Here is a 20,252-nt window from a genome sequence, read left to right as displayed (position 1 = left end):
TTTCCTTTGCAACTTCAACCACTTGCGCTTCCGATCTCTCGTTAGCGGGAGGCGAATTCTACAGCGTTACTCGCTGCTGTCAACACCTCTTTTTCTCCGCTTTCGACCGAGAAGATCGAACCGTCAACCAAGCCAAACAACCCCGCCTGATCAACTCCTTCTGGGCCTCGATGACCTGAAGCAACTCGCTGTCGAAAACTGCGTAACTCTTTGTTTACCAAGGAGTTTTCCGTTTCGACTGCGCCGGAAGTGGGGCGAATTATAGACTTCCAGAATCTGCCGTCAACACCTATTTATGCTTTTCTTGCAGAAGGCGCTTTTTTGGCTATTAAACGCGGGATTCGACGGGCCACAGGCGGAATGCGCAACACTAATAGCAGCGCACCTATAGAAGCATAGATCGCCCATTCCTTGAGATCGGCACGAACGATCCACAACATATGCAGCAATCCAAGCCCGAGAATGACATACACCAGCCGATGCAGCTTCTTCCAACGAACACCCAGCCGGCGCTGACTGTAACGATTAGAAGTCATCGCCAATGCCAATAAACAGAGAAACCCCAACGTCCCGACAATGATGTACGGCCGTTTGCGCAACTCAACACCCAGCTGCGACCAATCAAATCCAAGAATGAACGCCGTGTAGCCGCTCAGATGCAGAACCACATAAGCGAAACACCACAACCCCAGCTGCCGGCGCACAGCGATCCACCCCGCCCAACCGGTGAGTTTCTGCAGAGGCGTCATGCTTAACGTTATTAGCAGCAGGATAAGCGTCCCCAGCCCCAGCCGATCAACCAGGACCTTGCCCGGATCGGGACCCAACACATCCTGCCAGGCCTGATACAACCAAAGCAGCGGCCAGACCGCCGCCGCTACAAAGACGCCAATTCGCCAAAACGGATAACGCATCAGTAGTTCTTCCGCAGATCGAGCCCTGTATAGAGAGAAGCGACTTCATCCGAGTAGCCGTTGAACATCTGTGTGTCCCGAACATTGGGCTTGAACAGGCCGCTCGGCAAACGACGCTCACGAGCCTGAGTCCAGCGCGGGTGATCAACTGTAGGGTTCACGTTGGCGTAAAAGCCGTATTCATCCGCGGCAATGCTCTGCCAGGTGGTTTTCGGCTGTTCGCTGACCAGACTGATCCGCACGATGGATTTGACGCTCTTGAAGCCATACTTCCAGGGCACCACCAAACGCAGAGGCGCCCCGTTCTGATTCGGCAGTTCACGCCCATACATGCCCACCGCAAGAATGGCCAACGGATTCATCGCCTCATCCAGGCGCAAACCCTCTACATAGGGCCACTCGATCAAGGCAAAACCAGAGCGCTGCCCAGGCATGCTCTTGGGATCTTGCAGCGTTTCAAAGCGGATGAACTTGGCCTTCGATGTCGGCTCGACTTGCTTCAGCAACGCCGAAAGAGGAAAACCAATCCAGGGAATAACCATCGACCAGGCCTCGACACAGCGAAGACGATAAATACGCTCCTCTAGCTGATAGGGCTTCATGAAGTCTTCCAGCGCATACCGCCCCGGCTTACCTACCTCTCCATCCACCACCACGGTCCAAGGCTCAGTCTTCAGCGAACCGGCATTGGCGGCAGGGTCGCCTTTATCAGTGCCGAACTCGTAGAAGTTGTTGTAGTGGGTCGCATCCTTGAATGGCGTGATCGCCTCATCCTTGACGTTGACTGCCCCCCATTTAGTAGCAGGAAGCTTTTCGGCAAACCAGGAAGGCGCCTTGCCTGGCTCGACATCTGCGTAACGAGCGGCTTCGTCAGCACTGGCCCAGCGCGGCAGACTGCTCACGGCCAGACCGGCAACGGCTGCACCCAGTAGATTGCGTCGAGAAAGATAGAAGGATTCAGGCGTGACGTCCGACTCGTGACAGTCAGACGCTTTGGGGACTTTGATCAGCATGGCAACTCCGCAGCATTGGAGGACAGATGCACCAATAGACTGCGGAGTATGAGGGAAATTACATCACTCGGCGTTTTTGTGCCGACGAAGATGCAACAGGTATTGCACCGGACCAGACGCCGCGTAAGCGAGGAAAACCAGCAGTAGAATGCGCGGCGGATCACTGAAGACCACGGCAAACACCAGGACTACCGCGAGGATCGCGACAAAGGGCACTCGCCCCTTCAAGTCCAGCTCCTTGAAGCTGTTGTACTTGATGTTGCTGACCATCAGCATGCCGGCGGCGGCCACCATCAGCGCAACCAGGAACGACATCTTGGAACCCTGAATGCCGTAGTCACTGAACGCCCAGACAATCCCCGCGACAACACCCGCTGCAGCCGGACTGGCCAGACCGATGAAGTAGCGTTTATCCGCGGTGCCGACTTGCGTATTGAAGCGTGCCAGGCGCAACGCTGCACCCGCGACATAGATGAAGGCAACCATCCAGCCGACCTTGCCCATGTCGCCCAACGCCCAGCCAAACGCCAGCAACGCCGGCGCGACACCAAAGGCGACCATGTCCGACAGCGAATCGTACTCGGCGCCGAAGGCACTCTGGGTATTGGTCATGCGGGCAACGCGACCATCAAGGCCGTCGAGCACCATGGCGACGAAAATCGCAATCGCGGCAAACGCAAAATACTTGCTCGCGCCAATCGAATCACCGGCACTCAACGCACTCTGGGCGCTCATCGAGCTGATGATGGAATAAAACCCTGCGAACAGGTTCGCGGTGGTGAACAGATTCGGCAGAAGATAGATACCACGATGCCGGACTTTACGACCTTCAGCGTCATGCCCTTCCTCGATGTGTTCATCGATGGGCAGCAGGCTTTCGGCGTCAGAAGCCTTGTTTGGCTCTTCGGGACGTTCGCTCATGGACATTACCTTGCAACGGGGTGGAAAGTTTCGACAGGTGTCTGGGACGACGGTTCGGCCGCAAACGATGCAGCTTTATACCAGAACCTTTCAGCCCAAACGAAAAAACGCGGCCTAAGCCGCGTTTTTCGTACAAGTGCGCGACTTAGTTTTTAGCTTTGTCGACGATCTTGTTGGCACCGATCCACGGCATCATGGAGCGCAGTTGCTCGCCGATGATTTCGATACCGTGAGCGGCGTTGTTACGACGCTTGGCGGTCATCGAAGGATAGCCGGTCGCGCCTTCGCTGATGAACATCTTGGCGTATTCGCCGTCCTGAATACGTTTCAGGGCGTTGCGCATAGCCTGACGGGACTCCGCGTTGATCACTTCCGGACCCGTCACGTACTCGCCGTATTCAGCGTTGTTGGAGATCGAGTAGTTCATGTTGGCGATACCGCCTTCGTACATGAGGTCAACGATCAGCTTCAGTTCGTGCAGGCATTCGAAGTAGGCCATTTCCGGCGCGTAGCCAGCTTCAACCAGGGTTTCGAAACCGGCTTTGACCAGCTCAACGGTACCGCCGCACAGAACGGCTTGTTCGCCGAACAGGTCGGTTTCGGTCTCGTCCTTGAAGGTGGTTTCGATGATGCCGGTACGACCGCCACCGACGCCTGCGGCGTAGGACAGTGCAACGTTTTTGGCGTTGCCCGAAGCATCCTGATAGATAGCGATCAGGTCAGGGATACCGCCGCCTTTGACGAACTCGGAACGCACGGTGTGGCCCGGTGCTTTCGGCGCGATCATGATCACGTCGAGGTCAGCACGCGGAACAACCTGGTTGTAGTGGATCGCGAAGCCGTGGGAGAAGGCCAGGGTGGCGCCTTTCTTGATGTTCGGCTCGATTTCGTTCTTGTACAGGGCAGACTGGAACTCGTCCGGGGTCAGGATCATGACCAGGTCGGCAGCTGCAACAGCGGAAGCAACGTCGGTCACTTTCAGGCCGTGAGCTTCGGCTTTGGCAACAGTGGCCGAACCTTTGCGCAGACCGACAGTCACGTCAACGCCGGAGTCTTTCAGGTTGCACGCCTGAGCGTGGCCCTGGGAACCGTAACCGATGATGGCAACTTTCTTGCCCTGGATGATCGACAGGTCGCAGTCTTTTTCGTAATAAACTTTCATGAAATTCCCCTATATATCCAGGCCGTTCAGGCCGTTCGCTAATTTGGTTTAGATGCTGAGTACTTTGTCGCCGCGAGCGATACCGGTTACGCCGCTACGGACGGTTTCCAGGATCGAGGCGGTGCCAATGGACTGAATGAAGCTGTCGAGCTTGTCGCTGGTACCGGTCAATTGAACGGTATAAACGCTGGCGCTGACATCGACGATCTGTCCACGGTAAATATCGGTGGTGCGCTTGATCTCGGCGCGCTGGGCGCCGGTAGCCTTGACCTTGACCAGCATCAGTTCGCGCTCGATGTGAGCGCTCTCCGACAGGTCGACCAGTTTGACCACTTCGATCAGCTTGTTCAGGTTTTTGGTGATCTGCTCGATGATTTCATCGTGGCCGACAGTGGTCAGCGTCAGACGCGACAAGGTCGGATCTTCGGTAGGGGCCACGGTCAGGCTTTCGATGTTGTAGTTGCGCTGCGAGAACAGGCCGACTACACGAGACAGAGCGCCGGGTTCGTTTTCCAGAAGCAGGGAAATAATATGTCGCATGATTAAGTACGCTCCGTCTTGCTCAGCCACATATCGCGCATGGAGCCGTCTTTGATCTGCATCGGGTAGACGTGTTCAGCTGCGTCGACCTTGATGTCGATGAACACCAGACGATCCTTCATCGCGAAGGCTTGCTCCATCATCGGCTTCAAATCCTTCAAGTCCGTGATGCGCATGCCGACGTGACCATAGGCTTCAGCCAACTTGACGAAGTCCGGCAACGATTCCATGTAGGAGTGCGAGTGACGCGCGCCGTAGCTCATGTCCTGCCACTGGCGGACCATGCCGAGCACGCCGTTGTTGAGCAGGATGATCTTCACCGGCAGGTCATGTTGCAGGCAAGTGGACAGCTCCTGGATGTTCATCTGGATGCTGCCTTCACCGGTCACGCAAGCCACATCGGCTTCCGGGAAGCTCAGTTTGACGCCCATTGCTGCCGGGAAACCGAAGCCCATCGTGCCCAGGCCACCGGAGTTGATCCAGCGATTAGGCTTGTTGAAGCGGTAGTATTGCGCCGCGAACATCTGGTGCTGACCCACGTCGGACGCAATGTAGGCATCGCCCTTGGTCACTTCGTGCAGGGTTTCGATAACGGTTTGCGGCTTGATGATGCTGCCGTCCCCTTTGTTGTAAGGGAACATGTCGCGATCACCGCGCCACTCTTCAACCTGCTTCCACCAGGCAGCCACCGAGTCCTTGTTCGGGGTCTCGCCGATTTCCTTGAAGGTAGCGACCATCTCGGTCAGTACGCTTTCCACCGGGCCTACGATAGGAACGTCGGCCTTGATGGTTTTGGAGATCGAAGCCGGGTCGATGTCGATGTGGATGATCTTGGCGCTTGGGCAGAACTTCGATGCACCGTTGATAACACGGTCATCGAAACGCGCGCCAACGGCCATGATCACGTCCGCATGGTGCATCGCCAGGTTGGCGGTGTAGCTGCCGTGCATACCGAGCATGCCAAGGAACTGACGGTCGCTGCCCGGATAGGCGCCGAGGCCCATCAAGGTATTGGTGACCGGCACGTTCAGCAGTTGCGCCAGTTCGGTCAATGGCGCGGAGCCATTGCCCAGAATGACGCCGCCGCCGGCATAGATGATCGGCCGCTTGGCCGCCAACAGCATTTCCACCGCTTTGCGGATCTGGCCCGAATGGCCACGAACCGCTGGGCTGTAGGAGCGCAGCTTGGCTTTTTTCGGGAAGATATATTCGAACTTCTCGGCCGGGTTGGTCATGTCTTTCGGAATGTCGACAACGACAGGACCAGGACGACCCGATTGCGCGAGGTAGAAAGCCTTTTTCATGATCTCCGGGATTTCCGAAGCATGCTTGATCATGAAACTGTGTTTCACGATCGGCCGGGAGATACCGATCATATCGGTTTCCTGGAAGGCATCGGTCCCGACCATGGTGCTAGGCACCTGGGCGGTCAGGATCACCATCGGAATCGAGTCCATGTACGCGGTAGCAATGCCGGTAATGACGTTGGTCGCACCGGGACCGGAGGTCACCAGTACAACGCCTGCCTTGCCGGTGGCGCGCGCATAGCCGTCAGCCATGTGAGTGGCAGCCTGCTCATGACGAACGAGAATATGTTGAACGGCTGGTTCTTTGAACAGCGCGTCGTAGATATGCAATGCGGCACCACCTGGGTACCCATAGATATATTTAACGCCTTCGTCACGCAAAAAGCGGACGAGCATCTCACCGCCAGATAAAAGCTCCACGTTGCTCACCTCTAAAACGCCAGAATACCGCCCACATAAACGGGGACGGGTCTTAATAGGTTTACTTCTCAGCAGAGCATGAGCGACGGTGGTCGCCGACTACGTCAGCACTGACTGAGCAAGTATTGGGATCGTCCCAAGTGTTGCGGGCCTTTCCCACCCAGCGCGAGGTAACGCGTTGCGGGTGTAACAGGTCGGCGCGGATGTGCGCCTCATGATCTGCTGAGTGGGTCTGCTTCTGGCAGTCCCTCTACAGCGGACTTTGGATTCTTCTGTTTCGTCCTCTGCAAGTCAAGCCGTCTATGTGCTTTATTGAAGTAAGCACATGAGAAAGCAAGAAAAAACCGCTAAACCGCAACTGTGTTAGCTTCAATTGCGCAACTCTGGCAAGGAAATGGCATGCGAACGTTCTTAATGGTCACTTTGCTGATCAGCCCTTTGTGTATGGCCGCTCAGATCTATAAATGGGTCGACGCCCAAGGCGTTACCCACTTCGACGCGCAACCGCCTCAAGGCCAGGAGGCCACCACCGTGGTGACGCCCTCCCCGCCTGCCGGCAAACCCGCCGCACCAACGCGCAGCACGGCGATTGGCGATCAACAGGCCATCGACAACACAGTGAAAAAGCAGGTTGCCGAGCAGCAAGCCCAGCTAAAGGTATTCTGCGAGCAGGCGCGAACGAACCTGGCCCAGCTGCAGAACAATCCGCGATTGCGTGAGGACGTGGACGGTGAGAGGCGCCGCCTGACCGATGAACAACGTCAGGAGCGCACTACCGAAGCACAGAAACAGATTGCGGATAACTGCCAGTAGGCACTGGCAGTTTCCGATTCAGCGAGAGGCGGTGATCAGCAGATCGAACTCTTTGAGCAAGACCTGCAACTGCCGGTCCCTGCCTTGGACATTGCGGGCGGCGAAGACCATTTCGGCCATCTCCTGAATCCCCGATGCGTTGGGCAGCGGTAGATCCTGTTCGAGGATGACCTTCATCTTCGGCAGGAAGATCCATTGCAGCCACTGCTCGAAATCGAGCGTATCGACCGAAAACGGTTCAACGCTGGATAACGCTTCAGCGGATGGTGAAACGTCATCCCACCAACCCTGAACCCGTAGCTCACGTTCGATCAACAGCAGTTGCTCGGCAATCTTGGGGAAGCGTGCGTCCATCACGACACAACCTTGGCCTTCTGACGGGCCAGTGCCGCACCTGCGGAATCACCCTGTTTCTCACGCGCTTGGGCGATCAGTTCCCACAGGCTGGCCTGAAGCGCCGGACGACCATTGGCGAACGTCAGGCCACGACGGGCGAACTGTTCAGCCTGTGGCGCATCGCCTTGGGCCATGCGCACTTGAGCCAGACGATAAAGCACTTGCGGCTCACGCGGTGCAACTCGCTGGGCGCGCTCAAGGCTGGAGGACGCACCGTTGAGATCGCCGCCGGCCTGTTGCTGCTGAGCAGTGGTCAACAGCGCCAGCACCGGACCGTCCAGTTGCTCATCGGCAGACAATCCACCGGAGCTCGCCGAAGGAATCCCGCTCGGCGTCGACGGCATGCTGTAGCTGCCCTGATTGATCGGTGCCGACTGTACCGGCGAGGTGTCGATCGGCCCTGGGGTAATCGGGCCAGGCGTAATCGGACCGGTGCTGATCGGGGCAGACGCCACTGCGCCGCCACCTGGCACCATCACGACGACACCCGTGTCACCTTGCGGAATCGCTTGAGTCTGGGCTTGCACAGGACGTTTAGTCGTCGTCTTGCGGAAACCGCCATTTGCCGACACTCGCTCACTGTTGGAGACAGCACTGCCAGAGTCCACAACCGGAATCGAACCGCGTTGTACGGAGGAACAACCGCTGAGCAAAGCCACGGCGGTAACCGCTGGAATCAACCACTTGTTCACTTGAAACCCTCTTTGCTTAATTCATCCAGCCCTTGACCCAATCCATCACCGTTTCGCCGGATGCGGGACTGTCGCCACCGCAAGCCGCGCCGGGAGGCGGTTCGCTGCCGCGAATATACGGCATCTGCACGGCACCTGGGCAGCTGCCGTCGGAACCTTGCCCGGTCCGCGAATCGACCCAGGCCTGAACAACATTGTCCGGTTGCGGCATGTCCAGCGGCAACGGATCGGCCTTGCGCATGAAGCTGGTCCAGACCTGCAACGCACCGGTGGCACCGGTGAACGGGGTCTTGCCGTTGTCATCGCGTCCCAGCCACACCACCGCCAGCAAGTCCTGACTGAAACCGGCGAACCAGCTGTCTCGCGAGTCGTTACTGGTACCGGTTTTACCCGCCAGGGTCAGGGTTTTCGGCAGCACGTTGTAAACCGAACTGCCGGTACCTTCACGCATGACTCGCTGCATGGCGCTCTGGATCAGGTAGATGGAGGCCGGATCGAAACGCTGCTCGATCTGGAACGGATAACGCTTGAGCGGCTCGCCTTCGGCGGTCAATACGCTACGAATCCCGCGCATCGGCGTATTGAAGCCACCGTTGGCCAGCGTCTGGTACATGGTCGCCACTTCGATCGGCGTCAGACCTCCAGCCCCCAGCAACATCGAAGGGAACGCCGGGAACTCGCGGCTGACACCCAGGCGCGCCAATGTCTTCAGGACATTCGGCACGCCAACCGCCAACCCGAGGCGCGCCGTTGACAGGTTGTAGGAATGGGCCAGGCCTTGGTACAGGAAAACCGTACCGTGGGAACGGCGATCGTAATTCTGGGGTTTCCAGACCTGACCGTCCGCGCCTTTGACCGAGAAGGATTCGTCCGACAGCCAACTGGTCAGCGTGTACTGGCTCGGCTTCTCAAGGGCTGTCAGATAAACCGCAGGCTTGATCAACGAACCGATTGGTCGCACTGCATCCAGCGCCCGGTTGAAGCCGGCGAAACTTGCCTGACGGCTGCCGATCATGGCCTGGACTTCACCGGTTTCCGGGTTGGTCACGACCATCGCCGCCTCAACCTCATCGGAACCCTTGCGTCCGGACAAGCGTTTAAAGGTGTCGTTGACCGACGCTTCGGCCTTCATCTGCAGGATCGGGTCGAAACTGGTGAAGATCCGCAGGCCTTCTTCGGTCAAGTCTTCGTCGCGATAGTCTTCGCGCAGCTGACGTTTAACCAGGTCGAGGAAGCCCGGGAATGAACTGTCCGCCAGCTTGCCGCGCGTCGTCACGCCCAGTGGCATATTCTTCGCCGCTGCGACCTGCTCGGCGGTGGCGACGCCTTGTTGCTCAAGCACATCGAGCACCAGATTGCGCCGCTCCAGCGCCCGTTCCGGGTTGCGACGCGGATTGTAATAGGACGGCCCCTTGACCATCCCCACCAGCATGGCGACTTGATGCAGTTTCAGCTCGGACAATGGCTGCCCGAAGAAGAACTGGCTGGCCAGGCCGAAACCGTGCACCGCGCGCTGCCCATCCTGACCGACGAACACTTCATTGAGATACGCCTCAAGAATTTCCCGTTTGTCGTAATGCAGCTCAAGCAGCATCGCCATCATGGCTTCGGTGAGTTTGCGGGTCAGGCTGCGTTCGCTGGTCAGGTAGAAATTCTTCACCAACTGCTGGGTCAGCGTACTGCCGCCCTGGGTCATCTTGCCGCCGGAGGTGTTGACCCACACGGCGCGGGCAATCGACTTGGGCGACACGCCCCAGTGACTATAGAAATCCCGGTCTTCCACGGCGACCAGGGTTTCCAGCAGGTACGGCGGGACCTGATCGATTTTGATCAGAATGCGGTCTTCAAGATTTTTCGGGTAAATGCCGCCGATCAGCAGAGGCTCCAGACGCACGACTGAAAGCTTCGAACCGTTGGTCGCCGAAAGGTCAGCCACGTAATCGCCGGAGAAACGCACGCGCACCGGCTGAGCTTTTTCCAGGCCTTCATAGAACTGGAAGCCACGGGTATTCAAGTCGACGGTGTTGCCGTTGACCGCCGCTGCGCCGGGGCCGTTGCTCACGGCTTCGCGGCGATAGCCCAAGGCGTCGAGCTCGGTGAGGAAGTCTTCCTTGCTCAGCTTCTGGCCGGTGAACAGCTCCAGCGGGCGCGCATACACCTTGGCCGGGATGGTCCAGCGCTTGCCGGAGAACTTCTCCTGGACCACGGCGTCGAGGTAAACCGCGAACCCGGCGAGCACCACGAGGCCGACCAGACTGAGTTTAAGGGCCCAGCCCAGCCAGGGGCTCAAGCCCCGGGAAGGTGGTTTTTTGGGGGTACGGGGGGATCGAGTACGAGTCATGGCGGCGGATTATACGCACTTTATTCATACTCAACAGGAGCCCTCCGAGGTTTGCGTCAGACGGACTTGCAGCCATAATGGCGGCCGTGAATTTTCCCCAGACTCTGAAGGATCGCCTGTGAGCCAGTCCCTGATCGCCGCCCTGCAAAACCCGGCCCTCTACCCGCATCCTGTCGACGGGTTCCAGGTCATCGAGACCCACATCTCCTGGGTCATCCTCACCGGTCCCTTTGCTTATAAAGTGAAGAAGCCCGTGAATTTCGGCTTCCTCGACTTCACCAGCCTCGACGCTCGCGAGCATTTCTGCGGCGAAGAGCTGCGCCTCAACCAGCGCCTGACCCACGATTTGTACCTGGAAGTGTTGCCGATCACCGGCAGCGAAGCTGCGCCACAACTGGGCGGCGAAGGTCCGGTTGTCGATTTCGCACTGAAAATGCGTCAATTCCCACAAAGCCAGTTGCTCAGCACCCTGCAAGCCAATGGTGAGTTGACCACCGCGCACATCGACGAGATGGCCGCACAGATTGCCCAATTCCACCTCACTGCACCGAAAGTGCCTGGCGAACACGAAGCCGGCACCCCGGACAGCGTGATGGCACCGGTACGCCAGAACTTCGAACAGATCCGCCCGTTCCTCAGCGACAAGGCCGATCTGCTGCAACTTGATGCGTTGCAGGCCTGGGCCGAAAGCAGCTTCGAACGCCTGAAGCCGCTGTTCGCCCAGCGCAAGGCTGAAGGCTTCATCCGCGAATGCCACGGCGACATCCACCTGGGCAACGCCACCGTGATCGATGGCAAGGTCGTGATCTTCGACTGCATCGAGTTCAACGAACCGTTCCGCTTCACCGACGTTTATGCCGACACCGGTTTCCTCGCCATGGACCTGGAAGATCGCGGCCTGAAAAGCCTGGCGCGTCGTTTCATCAGCCAGTACCTGGAACTGACCGGCGACTATCAGGGCCTTGAGCTACTGAACTTCTACAAAGCGTACCGCGCACTGGTTCGCGCCAAGGTCAGCCTGTTCAGCATGCCGGCCGAAGCCGACCCGGTGCAACGCGCCACCACCCTGCGTCAGTACCGCAACTACGCCAACCTGGCAGAAAGCTACAGCACCATTCCTTCGCGGTTCATGGCGATTACCCACGGCGTTTCCGCTGTCGGCAAAAGCCACGTCGCCATGCGCCTGGTGGAAGCGCTGGGCGCCATTCGCCTGCGTTCGGATGTTGAACGCAAGCGCTTGTTCGGCGAGCAAACCGTACCGAATGACCCGCAGGCCGGCATTTATAGTGCCGACGCGAGCGCCGCCACTTACAGCCGCCTGCATGAAATTGCCGCGGTCATCCTGCGCGCCGGTTTCCCGGTGGTCATCGATGCGACATACCTCAAGCGCGATCAGCGCGACGGCGCGGCGAAAATCGCCGAAGCCACCGGGGCACCGTTCCTGATCCTCGATTGCAATGCACCACAAGCAGTCATCGAGAGCTGGCTGGCCTTGCGTCAGGCAGACCAGAAGGATCCGTCCGACGCCAACCTCGCTGTTATCGCCGCCCAGCAGGCGAGCCGTGAGCCCCTGACGCCAGCAGAAATTCTGTGCAGCAAACGCGTCCAGACCAATGAAAGCGGGACGCTCGACACCGTTGTTGCACAGATTCGCCAGCGCATGCCGGGCCTGTAAAAACTATTTCAGCCGTGAAGCCATCGCCGGCTTCACGGCTGCCAAATAGTGGCACTATACTGGCGTCATAAAACCATCAGGTGATGCGACATGAGCCAGCCGAAACTTCTCGACACCCCGCTTTATGCCTTGCTGCACAAAGACGACATCGCAGGCTTCAATGCCGAGCGCGCCAGTCATGCCTCTGTCGACATGGTCGGCGGCGATTTTCGTGGTCTGGACCTGCGTGAGCTGAACGCCGATGGCGTCGATTTCACCGATGCCTATTTCCGCTCCGCTGATTTGCGTGGTATCGACTTCCGCAACTCCTGCCTGGAAGGCGCGAGCCTGGCTCACGCACAGATCTCCGGCGCCTACTTTCCACCAGAGCTGAGTGCTGACGAGATCCTGATGTCGATGAATTTCGGTACTCGCTTGCGTTATCGCACCCGCTAAAAACGACGTTCTACCTGACAAGTCCAGCGCCCCCGCTTCGCGCTGGGCGCTGGGTTTTTTGTCGGGAAAGTTGATTCCTCCGCGCTTCCTCCGACTGCTCCCGCAGACCTTCACGCAGCTATCTGAGTCTTCCTCTTAGAAGCTTTTGCGTCGAAACCGACCAAACAATCACGCTTTTCCTACTGATGGCTACACTCCTGAGAGGCTCGCCCACGCACCGTTCGGCCGTCGCAAGGAGGCTTGATGAATGATGAACTGCAACACCTGAAGAATCTTGGCAAGACGTCGGCACAGTGGCTGCATGCCGTGGGCATCCACAGCGCGTCGGACTTGCGCCGCCTGGGAGCGGTGGATGCTTATCGGGCCGTGCGTACGCGCGGGTTCCGGGCGTCCAAGGTGTTGTTGTATGCGATCGAAGGCGCGCTGATGGACGTGCACTGGAACGACATTCCAGCTGATCGCAAAGAAGCCTTGAACAAACAACTGGAAGCCATTTCATCCCGTCACAAGAACTGAACAGGCAGATTCGCCTCAGGATTACCGACTCAGGCGCAATGATTACGGGCTTTCGCGCAAGGAAAAAGGGGATTGCAAAGAAATCAAAAAACAGCGGTTGACTTGGTAATGAGAATCGCTATGATTATCACAACTGGTCGCGAGACTGGTCGATATTTGAAAAGCCCTTGGTTCGGACTCTCAGATATCTCCTCATCAGGCTAATCACGGTTATTTGACCCGGCTCTTGCCGGGTCTTTTTTTGCCTGTGGAAAAGTCGACCGTTTACTTCCCGAACTGTTTACGCATTTGCGCACAGTAATCCTGAGCCGGCGTGGCAGGCGTGTACCAGACGTAATCAGCCATGGCCGACGTGACCTCACCCCGCTCCTCCGCCAGCATCAACACCGTCGGTGCTTCAGGCTCGCCAAGATCAAGGACGTGGATCGGCACGCCAACATCCTTGCGCGCGTGGTAAGCGCCGGCAAACAGCAGCGAAGGCGTCGGTGCCGATAGCAAGCGCTCGGCCATCCGACGATCACGTTGTTGCTGGACCGCCAGCATCGCGGGCATCTGCGAGGTGGGCAGCAAGCCGCAATGGGAGTCGTTGATTTGCGCCAGCAACTCGTCCTTGACCGACGGAGCATTGGAAAGCCGACCGTTTAATGTCGGTGGCTTGGCATAAACGGTACGGACTTCAAGAGTGTCCAGATTGGCCGCCAACAGCGGGTAGGGTTGAGTCAGCACAAAGCGCACGATCGGCCCGTACAGATTCCAGTCCCACCCCGACTGCCAGTTCAACGCGCCGGGAAGATCTGCGGGTAGCGTCGAGGCACGGCGAATGTCATCGACGCGCGATTGTTGATCCGGCGTGAGCATTTCCAGCAACAGACTGCCTTGGGGTCGACGTTCGCCCAACGCCTGTAGCAACCACAATTGCAGTTGATGGTGATCAGAATTGTCGTGCTGCTCACCGACGATCAGCCGCGACGGCACGGCCAACCGTTCGACCAATTCCGCGGGTGTCAGGATCTGGCCACTGCGCAGGTCCTGAATATCACCGACGACCGGAGGCGGTGCCGAAACGTGCTGGCAGGCACTCAACAACACGACCGCCAGTAGCAAAATTCCTCGCATGCTCACCTCGATGTCTTTCTCAGCGGGCGATGATCAGCGGATGACCACGCTCCGGATGCCGCTGCACCAGCACTTCCAGCCCGAATACCGCTTTGAGTGGTTCCGGGCGCAAGACGTGCTCAGGGGTGTCCAGCGCCACCGGCCGCCCACCTTCGAGCAGTAGAAGGCGATCACAATAGCGCGCCGCGAGATTCAGATCATGCAGGATCACCAGCACCGCAGCGCCATGATCGGCGAACTCGCGCACTGCTTGCAGGGTGGTGTGCTGGTGCAGCGGGTCGAGCATCGAAGTCGGTTCATCGAGCAACAGCGTCTGCCCCACCTCCCCCGGCCAGAGCTGCGCCAGTACCCGTGCCAGGTGTACCCGCTGCCTCTCGCCGCCGGATAGCGCCAGATAGCTGCGGCCACTCAGGTGTCCCGCATCGGCAGCGTGCAAGGCGGCGGCGACGATCTCGTCATCCCGGACCCGCCCGCTTTGATAAGGCAAACGCCCCATGCCGACCACTTCTTCCACACGGAAGGCGAAGTCCAGGGTCGACACCTGCGGCAAGACCGCCAGTCGCTGGGCTCGCTGCGCGCCGGTCCAATGGCTCAATTCGCGCTCATCGAGCCAGACGCTGCCGTGGTCAGCCTTCAACTCGCCGCACAAGGCGCCGAGCAAGGTGCTTTTGCCCGCGCCGTTGGGGCCCAACACGCCAAGCACTTCACCCGGCCTGAGCTCAAGCGTGATGTCCGTCAGTACGATTTTTGCGCCTCGACGGATTTGCAGGCTCTGGGTTCGCAACATCAGGCACGCCCTCTGAGCAGTAAATACAGAAAGAACGGCGCACCGATGAAGGCCGTGACAATTCCGATCGGCAACTCTGCTGGCGCCAAGGCCAGCCTTGCGACCAGGTCGGCAAACAGCAGGAGACTGGCACCGGCCAGCACTGAGGCCGGCAACAACACCCGATGATCAGGACCGGCCAGCAGGCGCACCAGATGCGGCACCACCAGACCGACAAACCCGATCATCCCCGCCGCCGCCACGGCCGCGCCAACCCCCAGCGCGGTGCAAAACACCAATTCGCGCTTGAGCCCTTCGACGTCAATGCCCAGATGACCGGCCTCCGACTCGCCCAGCAGCAACGCATTCAAGGCCTTGGCACGACGCGGCAACCAGAGCGCAACACCGGCGCTCACCAGCAGCAACGGCCAGAGCCGCGAATAACTCGCGCCGTTAAGGCTGCCCAGGTTCCAGAACGTGAGTGTGCGCAAGGTCGCGTCGTCGGCCAGATAGGTGAACAAACCGACCGCCGACCCCGCCAGCGCCGTTAACGCAATACCGGCCAGGAGCATGGTCGCGACGTTCGTCTGCCCGTTGCGCCGCCCCAGCCGATACACCAACGCCGTCACACCCAACCCGCCGAGAAATGCGCACACTGACAACAGATAAGGCCCGAACGATTCAGGCAGACCACCAAACACCGAACCACCGACAATCGCGATAGCGGCTCCCAGCGCAGCACCGCTGGACACCCCGACCAACCCCGGGTCAGCCAGCGGGTTACGAAACAATCCCTGCATCGCCACGCCGGACAACGCCAGTACGCCGCCCACTGCCAGGCCCAACAAGGTTCGAGGCAAGCGAATTTGCCCGAGGATCAGTTCGGCCTGCTCCAGCCCATCAGGGGCAATGGGCAGGCCGATCATGCGCAACGCCGCACGTAGGGTATCGAATAAAGGCAGGCTGACCGGCCCCAGCGCCAAGGACAGCCAGATCGCCACTAAACACAGCAGGCTCAGGCCAATGAACAACGCACGGGGTTTAACCAGAACGGTCATTGGGCCGTATTGCCTGGGAAGAAACCATCAGACAGCGTTTTCAACGCATCGGGCAAACGAGGCCCCAATCCACCTACCAACAAGGTCGGATCGAGCTCCATGACGCGCCCGTCCCTGGCCGCACGGGTCGAGGACAGAATCGGGTTTTCCTTGAACAACGCCGCGCGCGCGGCCTCGCCGGCCATCGCTCGGTCAGCAAACACCAGCACGTCGGGGTCAAGACTGACCAGCGACTCAACGGAAAAGGGTTTGTAGCCAGTGTGCGTGGCCAGATTGTGCCCGCCGGCCTTTTGAATCAGCCAATCGGCGGCGGTGTCTTTGCCGGCGATAAGCGGCTTGCCGCCCGCATGGCCCAGCAGCAACAGCACGCCCGGCGATTTTTCCTTCAACTGCGCGCGAGTGACCCGGACCTTCTGCTGTTCGAGTTGCTGCTGGTAGGTCTGGAGCAATTGCGCAGCCCGGTCTTCAGCACCGAGCAACTTGCCCAGATGCGCAAGATTGCCCTGCAACGTCGGCATATCGGGCTGGGCCGAGAACAGTTCGACCTGCACGCCCGCGCTACGAACCTGCGACAGCACCGGCGGCGGCCCCATTTCTTCGGTGCCGACCAGAATCTGCGGGCGTAAGCTCAAGATGCCCTCCGCCGACAGTTGCCGCTGATAACCGATGCTCGGCAGCGCCTTCAACGAGGCCGGATGCTGACTGGTGGTATCGACGCCGACCAGTTTTGACTCACCGCCCAGCGCGCTCACCCACTCCGACAACGCGCCACCGGCACTGACCCAACGCTGTGGCAACTCGGCCGCTGCGGCGTGGTGGCTGACGAGGAGTCCGACACACAGCGCAACAACGCGGGTACTCAGGCGCATAAACAGCTTCCTTTTAAGTTTTCCCAGGCATCGAGATGACAGGCCAAGTATCCTCGGCATCCGGCACCTGCACCCGACGGGGCGAAGCGGCCATTTGATAATTGTTTGCATTTGAACGTCAAGCTCGGACATATCCGGTCACGAGCCGCCGAAACAGAGGATAGACATGAAGTTGATTTGTACAGGTGCCGAACTGGCTGACAACAGCAGTCGCGGATTCGACATCGACAGTCAGAAACTTTTTGCTGTGCGCCGGGGCGGCCAAGTGTACGTCTACATCAATCGCTGCCCGCACCGGGGTGTCGGGCTGGAATGGAAACCCGATCAGTTTCTCGACCCCAGCAACAGCCTGATCCAGTGTGCAACCCACGGCGCACTGTTCCTGATCGAAGACGGCGAATGCGTCGCCGGCCCGTGCGCCGGACAATCCCTCACCCCCGTTGCCTGCCGCGAAGACGAACAAGGTATCTGGATCAACCTTTAACTGTTCAGCAGCACCTCCAGGCGTCGATCGACCACCATCTCTTCATGGGTCAATCGCACGCCATAGGCCATTACCTCGACGCCGCATGCCACCGCCTCTCGCAATGCCACTGCGTAGGCCGAATCGATCTCTTCTGCCGGACGCACCGCTTCAATGCCGGTCAGGTTGACGCAATACAACTGCACCGCGCGAATCCCGTCCCGAGCCAAGTGAGCCAGTTCCCGCAAATGCTTGGCGCCCCGTTGCGTCACTGCATCGGGAAATGCCGCCACCGATGAACCGTCGAAGCCCAGGGTCACGCTTTTGACCTCTACATACGCCGGCCCGCCCGGGTAATCGAGACGGAAATCGATGCGGCTGCTTTCCTGCCCATAGGCCACTTCGCGTTTCAATTCGGTAAAGCCGTTCAGCTCGGTAATCACCCCCGCCCGCAACGCCTCTTCGATCAACCCGTTGGCGCGCCCGGTGTTCACGCAAAACAACCGGCCCTGCGGGGTTTCACCGACTTCCCAAGTGCCGGGCAATTTGCGCTTCGGGTCGTCGGAGCGGCTGAACCAGACCTGCCCACCTTCCACCTGGCAATTGAGCATCGAGCCGGTGTTCGGGCAGTGAATTGTCAGCAATTCGCCGCCAACGGTTTCGATATCGGCGAGAAAACGCTTGTAACGACGGATCAGGCGACCTTCTTCGAGGGGAGGATGAAAACGCATCAGCCTTGCCAGCTCCGCAATCCACGTGCGATCCGCTCGACCGCTTCTTCCAGGCGCGGCAGGCTTTGGGTGTAGGCAAAACGGACATGGTGCCCGGCCTGATAACGTCCAAAGTCCAGGCCCGGAGTAATGGCGACATGCTCGGTTTCGAGGAAATGTCGGCAGAATGCGAAGGCATCGCCGCCGAACTTGCTGATATCGGCGTACAAGTAAAACGCGCCTTCCGGCTCGACGGCGATCCCGAAGCCCAGCTCTCTCAGAGCCGGCAACAGGAAATCCCGTCGACGACCGAATTCGGCCCGACGCTCTTCCAGAATGCTGATCGTGGCCGGCTCGAAGCAGGCCAGTGCGGCGTGCTGGGCCATGCTGGGGGCGCTGATGTAGAGGTTTTGCGCAAGTTTTTCCAGCTCGCCGACTGCCGCTTCAGGGGCGACCAGCCATCCCAGCCGCCATCCGGTCATGCCGAAATACTTGGAAAAACTATTAAGGACAAAGGCGCTGTCATCGACTTCCAGCACACTGGCGGCATCGGTGCCATACGTCAGGCCATGATAGATCTCGTCCACCACCAGATGACCGTGTCGCTCCTTGATCGCAACCGACAAGCCCGCCAGTTCGTCACGGGTCAGGATGGTCCCGGTCGGGTTGGCGGGTGAGGCCACCAAGGCGCCGACGCTGTCTTGATCCCAATGGCGCGCCACCAGGTCCGGCGTCAGCTGATAGCGAACGTCCGGGCCGACCGGCACCAGTTGCGCGGCGCCTTCGACCAACCGCAGGAAATGCCGGTTGCAGGGATAACCCGGGTCCGCCAGCAGCCAGTGTTTGCCCGGATCGACGAGCAAGGCGCTGGCCAATAACAAGGCGCCGGAACCGCCAGGCGTGATGAGGATTCGCTGCGGGTCGATGTTTAACCCGTAACGCTGCTGATAAAAGCCCGAAATGGCCTCACGCAACTCGGGGATACCGCGCGCAGCGGTGTAACGGGTCTTCCCCGCCGTCAGTGCTGCCTGGCCGGCCTGGATGATCGGCTCGGCGGTGGTAAAGTCCGGCTCGCCGATTTCCAGGTGGATCACATCGTGACCCTCGGCTTGCAGTTCATTGGCCCGCGCCAGCAGCGCCATGACATGGAAAGGTTCGATCGCGCGACTGCGGGCACTGTAGGACTGAGCCATTAGCCTTCCTTACAACGGAGAAAAAAATCGATTCTACCCAAGCGTTGGAACGAGCGAGAACCTAAAGCGGTCAGACGCGTTATAACTTGGCCGTAAACGACTCAAGCGTGTACCTCAGGTTTGACTAAAATCAATAATTGATCAGGTCTCCATCGCCGCCAGACAAGGCTTTGCAATCATTTGCAAGCCCTTTGGGCCACTACCTCGACATCCGGGAGTAGCGCGGCCCGATTTGATCTGGTAAGTTCGCCCGCTTGCAGCCGCAGGGCCGGCAGGTGTCGGTGATGGAGCAATCCTGCGCAATGGATTACAAGAGTAGAGGCGGTCCATTTCATGCCCACCCAAGCAAAGCAGCAAAACCAGTCGATCAGCGGCTTCGAACCCTACAAAGAAGTTAAGGGCGAGGAGTACATGGGCAAGCCCATGCGCGCTCACTTCACCAAGATCCTGAATAAGTGGAAACAGGACTTGATGCAGGAAGTCGACCGCACGGTTGATCACATGAAAGACGAAGCGGCCAACTTCCCTGACCCGGCCGACCGTGCCAGCCAGGAAGAAGAGTTCAGCCTTGAACTGCGTGCCCGCGACCGCGAGCGCAAGTTGATCAAGAAGATCGACAAGACGCTGCAGCTGATCGAAGACGAAGAATATGGCTGGTGCGAGTCCTGCGGCGTCGAGATCGGCGTCAAGCGACTGGAAGCCCGCCCTACCGCCGACATGTGCGTTGACTGCAAGACCCTGGCGGAAATCAAGGAAAAGCAAGTCGGCAAGTAATGTCGCCTTGAACGAAGAACGGAGCGTGCGAACGCTCCGTTTTTGTTTCTGATATTTATTGCGTCTTCGGCATTGCCTTCGCGAGCAAGCTTCGCGCCTACAAAGGCTGGCACGATCTTCTGTAGGAGCGAAGCTTGCTCGCGACGGCGGCTTCAAGC

21 protein-coding genes are annotated in these 20,252 nt (G+C 59.0%); 6 read left to right on the top strand and 15 right to left on the bottom strand.

Translation table 11 applies throughout. From position 1 onward, the window contains the following. Nucleotides 1-293: 293 nt before the first annotated feature. The 6 genes from msrQ to QMX98_RS21015 all read right to left on the bottom strand — a co-directional run bounded on the left by msrQ (nt 294) and on the right by QMX98_RS21015 (nt 6,277). Nucleotides 294-914, bottom strand: a complete 621-nt coding sequence (gene msrQ / locus QMX98_RS21040; protein ID WP_282411335.1) for a protein-methionine-sulfoxide reductase heme-binding subunit MsrQ — start codon at nt 912-914, stop codon at nt 294-296. Continuing rightward, nucleotides 914-1,927, bottom strand: coding sequence for a protein-methionine-sulfoxide reductase catalytic subunit MsrP (gene msrP, locus QMX98_RS21035; RefSeq protein WP_010467640.1), 1,014 nt, complete (start codon nt 1,925-1,927; stop codon nt 914-916). The genes msrQ and msrP overlap by 1 nt, the downstream gene beginning before the upstream one ends. A gap of 63 nt (nt 1,928-1,990) precedes the next feature. Beyond that, nucleotides 1,991-2,848: a CDP-diacylglycerol--serine O-phosphatidyltransferase gene (gene pssA / locus QMX98_RS21030; RefSeq protein ID WP_010467638.1), complete on the bottom strand. Its 858-nt coding sequence runs from the start codon at nt 2,846-2,848 to the stop codon at nt 1,991-1,993. A gap of 145 nt (nt 2,849-2,993) precedes the next feature. After that, on the bottom strand, nt 2,994-4,010 hold the full coding sequence (gene ilvC, locus QMX98_RS21025) for a ketol-acid reductoisomerase (protein ID WP_007948647.1): 1,017 nt from the start codon (nt 4,008-4,010) through the stop codon (nt 2,994-2,996). Between the two features lie 48 nt (nt 4,011-4,058). Beyond that, the gene (gene ilvN / locus QMX98_RS21020) at nt 4,059-4,550 is read right to left on the bottom strand and encodes an acetolactate synthase small subunit (RefSeq protein ID WP_003205610.1); all 492 of its coding nucleotides are present in this window, start codon (nt 4,548-4,550) and stop codon (nt 4,059-4,061) included. 2 nt (nt 4,551-4,552) lie between these two features. Then, entirely contained in the window at nt 4,553-6,277 is a 1,725-nt protein-coding gene (locus tag QMX98_RS21015; RefSeq protein ID WP_010467631.1) for an acetolactate synthase 3 large subunit, read from the bottom strand. 399 nt (nt 6,278-6,676) lie between these two features. Here QMX98_RS21015 and QMX98_RS21010 point away from each other — a divergent pair, with 399 nt between their 5' ends. Continuing rightward, entirely contained in the window at nt 6,677-7,090 is a 414-nt protein-coding gene (locus QMX98_RS21010; RefSeq protein WP_145308734.1) for a DUF4124 domain-containing protein, read from the top strand. Between the two features lie 18 nt (nt 7,091-7,108). On the opposite strand, the gene QMX98_RS21005 is transcribed toward QMX98_RS21010, so the two are convergent. Genes QMX98_RS21005 through mrcB form a run of 3 tightly spaced genes read right to left on the bottom strand, consistent with a single transcriptional unit; the run spans nt 7,109 to nt 10,519 of the window. Beyond that, nucleotides 7,109-7,444, bottom strand: a complete 336-nt coding sequence (locus tag QMX98_RS21005; protein WP_010467628.1) for a YqcC family protein — start codon at nt 7,442-7,444, stop codon at nt 7,109-7,111. Continuing rightward, nucleotides 7,444-8,178, bottom strand: coding sequence for a hypothetical protein (locus QMX98_RS21000; RefSeq protein ID WP_010467627.1), 735 nt, complete (start codon nt 8,176-8,178; stop codon nt 7,444-7,446). The genes QMX98_RS21005 and QMX98_RS21000 overlap by 1 nt, the downstream gene beginning before the upstream one ends. Before the next feature lie 16 nt (nt 8,179-8,194). Then, the gene (mrcB, locus tag QMX98_RS20995) at nt 8,195-10,519 is read right to left on the bottom strand and encodes a penicillin-binding protein 1B (protein ID WP_077750439.1); all 2,325 of its coding nucleotides are present in this window, start codon (nt 10,517-10,519) and stop codon (nt 8,195-8,197) included. Nucleotides 10,520-10,637: 118 nt separating this feature from the next. Between mrcB and QMX98_RS20990 the strand changes: the two genes are divergently transcribed. The 3 genes from QMX98_RS20990 (at nt 10,638) to QMX98_RS20980 (ending at nt 13,145) form a co-directional block, all read left to right on the top strand. Further along, nucleotides 10,638-12,194, top strand: a complete 1,557-nt coding sequence (locus QMX98_RS20990; RefSeq protein ID WP_282411334.1) for a bifunctional aminoglycoside phosphotransferase/ATP-binding protein — start codon at nt 10,638-10,640, stop codon at nt 12,192-12,194. Between the two features lie 90 nt (nt 12,195-12,284). Then, nucleotides 12,285-12,629 (top strand): pentapeptide repeat-containing protein, encoded by a 345-nt coding sequence (locus tag QMX98_RS20985; RefSeq protein WP_010467624.1) that lies wholly within the window; start codon nt 12,285-12,287, stop codon nt 12,627-12,629. 243 nt (nt 12,630-12,872) lie between these two features. Beyond that, entirely contained in the window at nt 12,873-13,145 is a 273-nt protein-coding gene (locus QMX98_RS20980) for a TfoX/Sxy family protein (protein WP_010467623.1), read from the top strand. 264 nt (nt 13,146-13,409) lie between these two features. On the opposite strand, the gene QMX98_RS20975 is transcribed toward QMX98_RS20980, so the two are convergent. Genes QMX98_RS20975 through QMX98_RS20960 form a run of 4 tightly spaced genes read right to left on the bottom strand, consistent with a single transcriptional unit; the run spans nt 13,410 to nt 16,954 of the window. Next, the gene (locus QMX98_RS20975; RefSeq protein ID WP_154913023.1) at nt 13,410-14,261 is read right to left on the bottom strand and encodes a ChaN family lipoprotein; all 852 of its coding nucleotides are present in this window, start codon (nt 14,259-14,261) and stop codon (nt 13,410-13,412) included. 19 nt (nt 14,262-14,280) lie between these two features. Continuing rightward, nucleotides 14,281-15,048 carry a heme ABC transporter ATP-binding protein gene (locus QMX98_RS20970; protein ID WP_010467621.1) on the bottom strand — a complete coding sequence of 256 codons (768 nt, stop codon included), beginning with the start codon at nt 15,046-15,048 and terminating at the stop codon, nt 14,281-14,283. After that, on the bottom strand, nt 15,048-16,085 hold the full coding sequence (locus tag QMX98_RS20965; RefSeq protein ID WP_145308742.1) for an iron chelate uptake ABC transporter family permease subunit: 1,038 nt from the start codon (nt 16,083-16,085) through the stop codon (nt 15,048-15,050). The genes QMX98_RS20970 and QMX98_RS20965 overlap by 1 nt, the downstream gene beginning before the upstream one ends. Beyond that, nucleotides 16,082-16,954: an ABC transporter substrate-binding protein gene (locus QMX98_RS20960; RefSeq protein WP_282411333.1), complete on the bottom strand. Its 873-nt coding sequence runs from the start codon at nt 16,952-16,954 to the stop codon at nt 16,082-16,084. Before QMX98_RS20960 ends, QMX98_RS20965 begins: the two co-directional genes overlap by 4 nt. Before the next feature lie 166 nt (nt 16,955-17,120). On the opposite strand from QMX98_RS20960, the gene QMX98_RS20955 reads away from it, so the two are divergent. After that, complete coding sequence (locus tag QMX98_RS20955) at nt 17,121-17,438, top strand: Rieske (2Fe-2S) protein (RefSeq protein WP_102595139.1); 318 nt, start codon at nt 17,121-17,123, stop codon at nt 17,436-17,438. On the opposite strand, the gene sfsA is transcribed toward QMX98_RS20955, so the two are convergent. Both sfsA and QMX98_RS20945 read right to left on the bottom strand, forming a co-directional pair. Continuing rightward, entirely contained in the window at nt 17,435-18,148 is a 714-nt protein-coding gene (gene sfsA, locus QMX98_RS20950; protein ID WP_010467613.1) for a DNA/RNA nuclease SfsA, read from the bottom strand. The genes QMX98_RS20955 and sfsA overlap by 4 nt on opposite strands. Continuing rightward, the gene (locus tag QMX98_RS20945) at nt 18,148-19,320 is read right to left on the bottom strand and encodes a pyridoxal phosphate-dependent aminotransferase (RefSeq protein ID WP_010467611.1); all 1,173 of its coding nucleotides are present in this window, start codon (nt 19,318-19,320) and stop codon (nt 18,148-18,150) included. Before QMX98_RS20945 ends, sfsA begins: the two co-directional genes overlap by 1 nt. A 333-nt stretch (nt 19,321-19,653) precedes the next feature. Here QMX98_RS20945 and dksA point away from each other — a divergent pair, with 333 nt between their 5' ends. Beyond that, entirely contained in the window at nt 19,654-20,094 is a 441-nt protein-coding gene (gene dksA, locus QMX98_RS20940) for an RNA polymerase-binding protein DksA (protein WP_007902025.1), read from the top strand. Nucleotides 20,095-20,252: the final 158 nt, after the last annotated feature.

This window comes from Pseudomonas sp. PS02303 (assembly GCF_029959925.1).
GTDB classification, from domain to species: domain Bacteria; phylum Pseudomonadota; class Gammaproteobacteria; order Pseudomonadales; family Pseudomonadaceae; genus Aquipseudomonas; species Aquipseudomonas mandelii.
Note: the sequence above shows the minus strand (reverse complement) of the source record. Positions and strands in the feature narration are given on the sequence as shown.

What these genes read in the sequence shown, in the direction of transcription:
- msrQ (WP_282411335.1), bottom strand. Translation starts at nt 914, where the DNA reads ATGCGTTATCCGTTTTGGCGAATTGGCGTCTTTGTAGCGGCGGCGGTC.
- msrP (WP_010467640.1), bottom strand. Translation starts at nt 1,927, where the DNA reads ATGCTGATCAAAGTCCCCAAAGCGTCTGACTGTCACGAGTCGGACGTC.
- pssA (WP_010467638.1), bottom strand. Translation starts at nt 2,848, where the DNA reads ATGAGCGAACGTCCCGAAGAGCCAAACAAGGCTTCTGACGCCGAAAGC.
- ilvC (WP_007948647.1), bottom strand. Translation starts at nt 4,010, where the DNA reads ATGAAAGTTTATTACGAAAAAGACTGCGACCTGTCGATCATCCAGGGC.
- ilvN (WP_003205610.1), bottom strand. Translation starts at nt 4,550, where the DNA reads ATGCGACATATTATTTCCCTGCTTCTGGAAAACGAACCCGGCGCTCTG.
- QMX98_RS21010 (WP_145308734.1), top strand. Translation starts at nt 6,677, where the DNA reads ATGCGAACGTTCTTAATGGTCACTTTGCTGATCAGCCCTTTGTGTATG.
- QMX98_RS21005 (WP_010467628.1), bottom strand. Translation starts at nt 7,444, where the DNA reads ATGGACGCACGCTTCCCCAAGATTGCCGAGCAACTGCTGTTGATCGAA.
- mrcB (WP_077750439.1), bottom strand. Translation starts at nt 10,519, where the DNA reads ATGACTCGTACTCGATCCCCCCGTACCCCCAAAAAACCACCTTCCCGG.
- QMX98_RS20985 (WP_010467624.1), top strand. Translation starts at nt 12,285, where the DNA reads ATGAGCCAGCCGAAACTTCTCGACACCCCGCTTTATGCCTTGCTGCAC.
- QMX98_RS20980 (WP_010467623.1), top strand. Translation starts at nt 12,873, where the DNA reads ATGAATGATGAACTGCAACACCTGAAGAATCTTGGCAAGACGTCGGCA.
- QMX98_RS20975 (WP_154913023.1), bottom strand. Translation starts at nt 14,261, where the DNA reads ATGCGAGGAATTTTGCTACTGGCGGTCGTGTTGTTGAGTGCCTGCCAG.
- QMX98_RS20970 (WP_010467621.1), bottom strand. Translation starts at nt 15,048, where the DNA reads ATGTTGCGAACCCAGAGCCTGCAAATCCGTCGAGGCGCAAAAATCGTA.
- QMX98_RS20965 (WP_145308742.1), bottom strand. Translation starts at nt 16,085, where the DNA reads ATGACCGTTCTGGTTAAACCCCGTGCGTTGTTCATTGGCCTGAGCCTG.
- QMX98_RS20960 (WP_282411333.1), bottom strand. Translation starts at nt 16,954, where the DNA reads ATGCGCCTGAGTACCCGCGTTGTTGCGCTGTGTGTCGGACTCCTCGTC.
- QMX98_RS20955 (WP_102595139.1), top strand. Translation starts at nt 17,121, where the DNA reads ATGAAGTTGATTTGTACAGGTGCCGAACTGGCTGACAACAGCAGTCGC.
- sfsA (WP_010467613.1), bottom strand. Translation starts at nt 18,148, where the DNA reads ATGCGTTTTCATCCTCCCCTCGAAGAAGGTCGCCTGATCCGTCGTTAC.
- QMX98_RS20945 (WP_010467611.1), bottom strand. Translation starts at nt 19,320, where the DNA reads ATGGCTCAGTCCTACAGTGCCCGCAGTCGCGCGATCGAACCTTTCCAT.
- dksA (WP_007902025.1), top strand. Translation starts at nt 19,654, where the DNA reads ATGCCCACCCAAGCAAAGCAGCAAAACCAGTCGATCAGCGGCTTCGAA.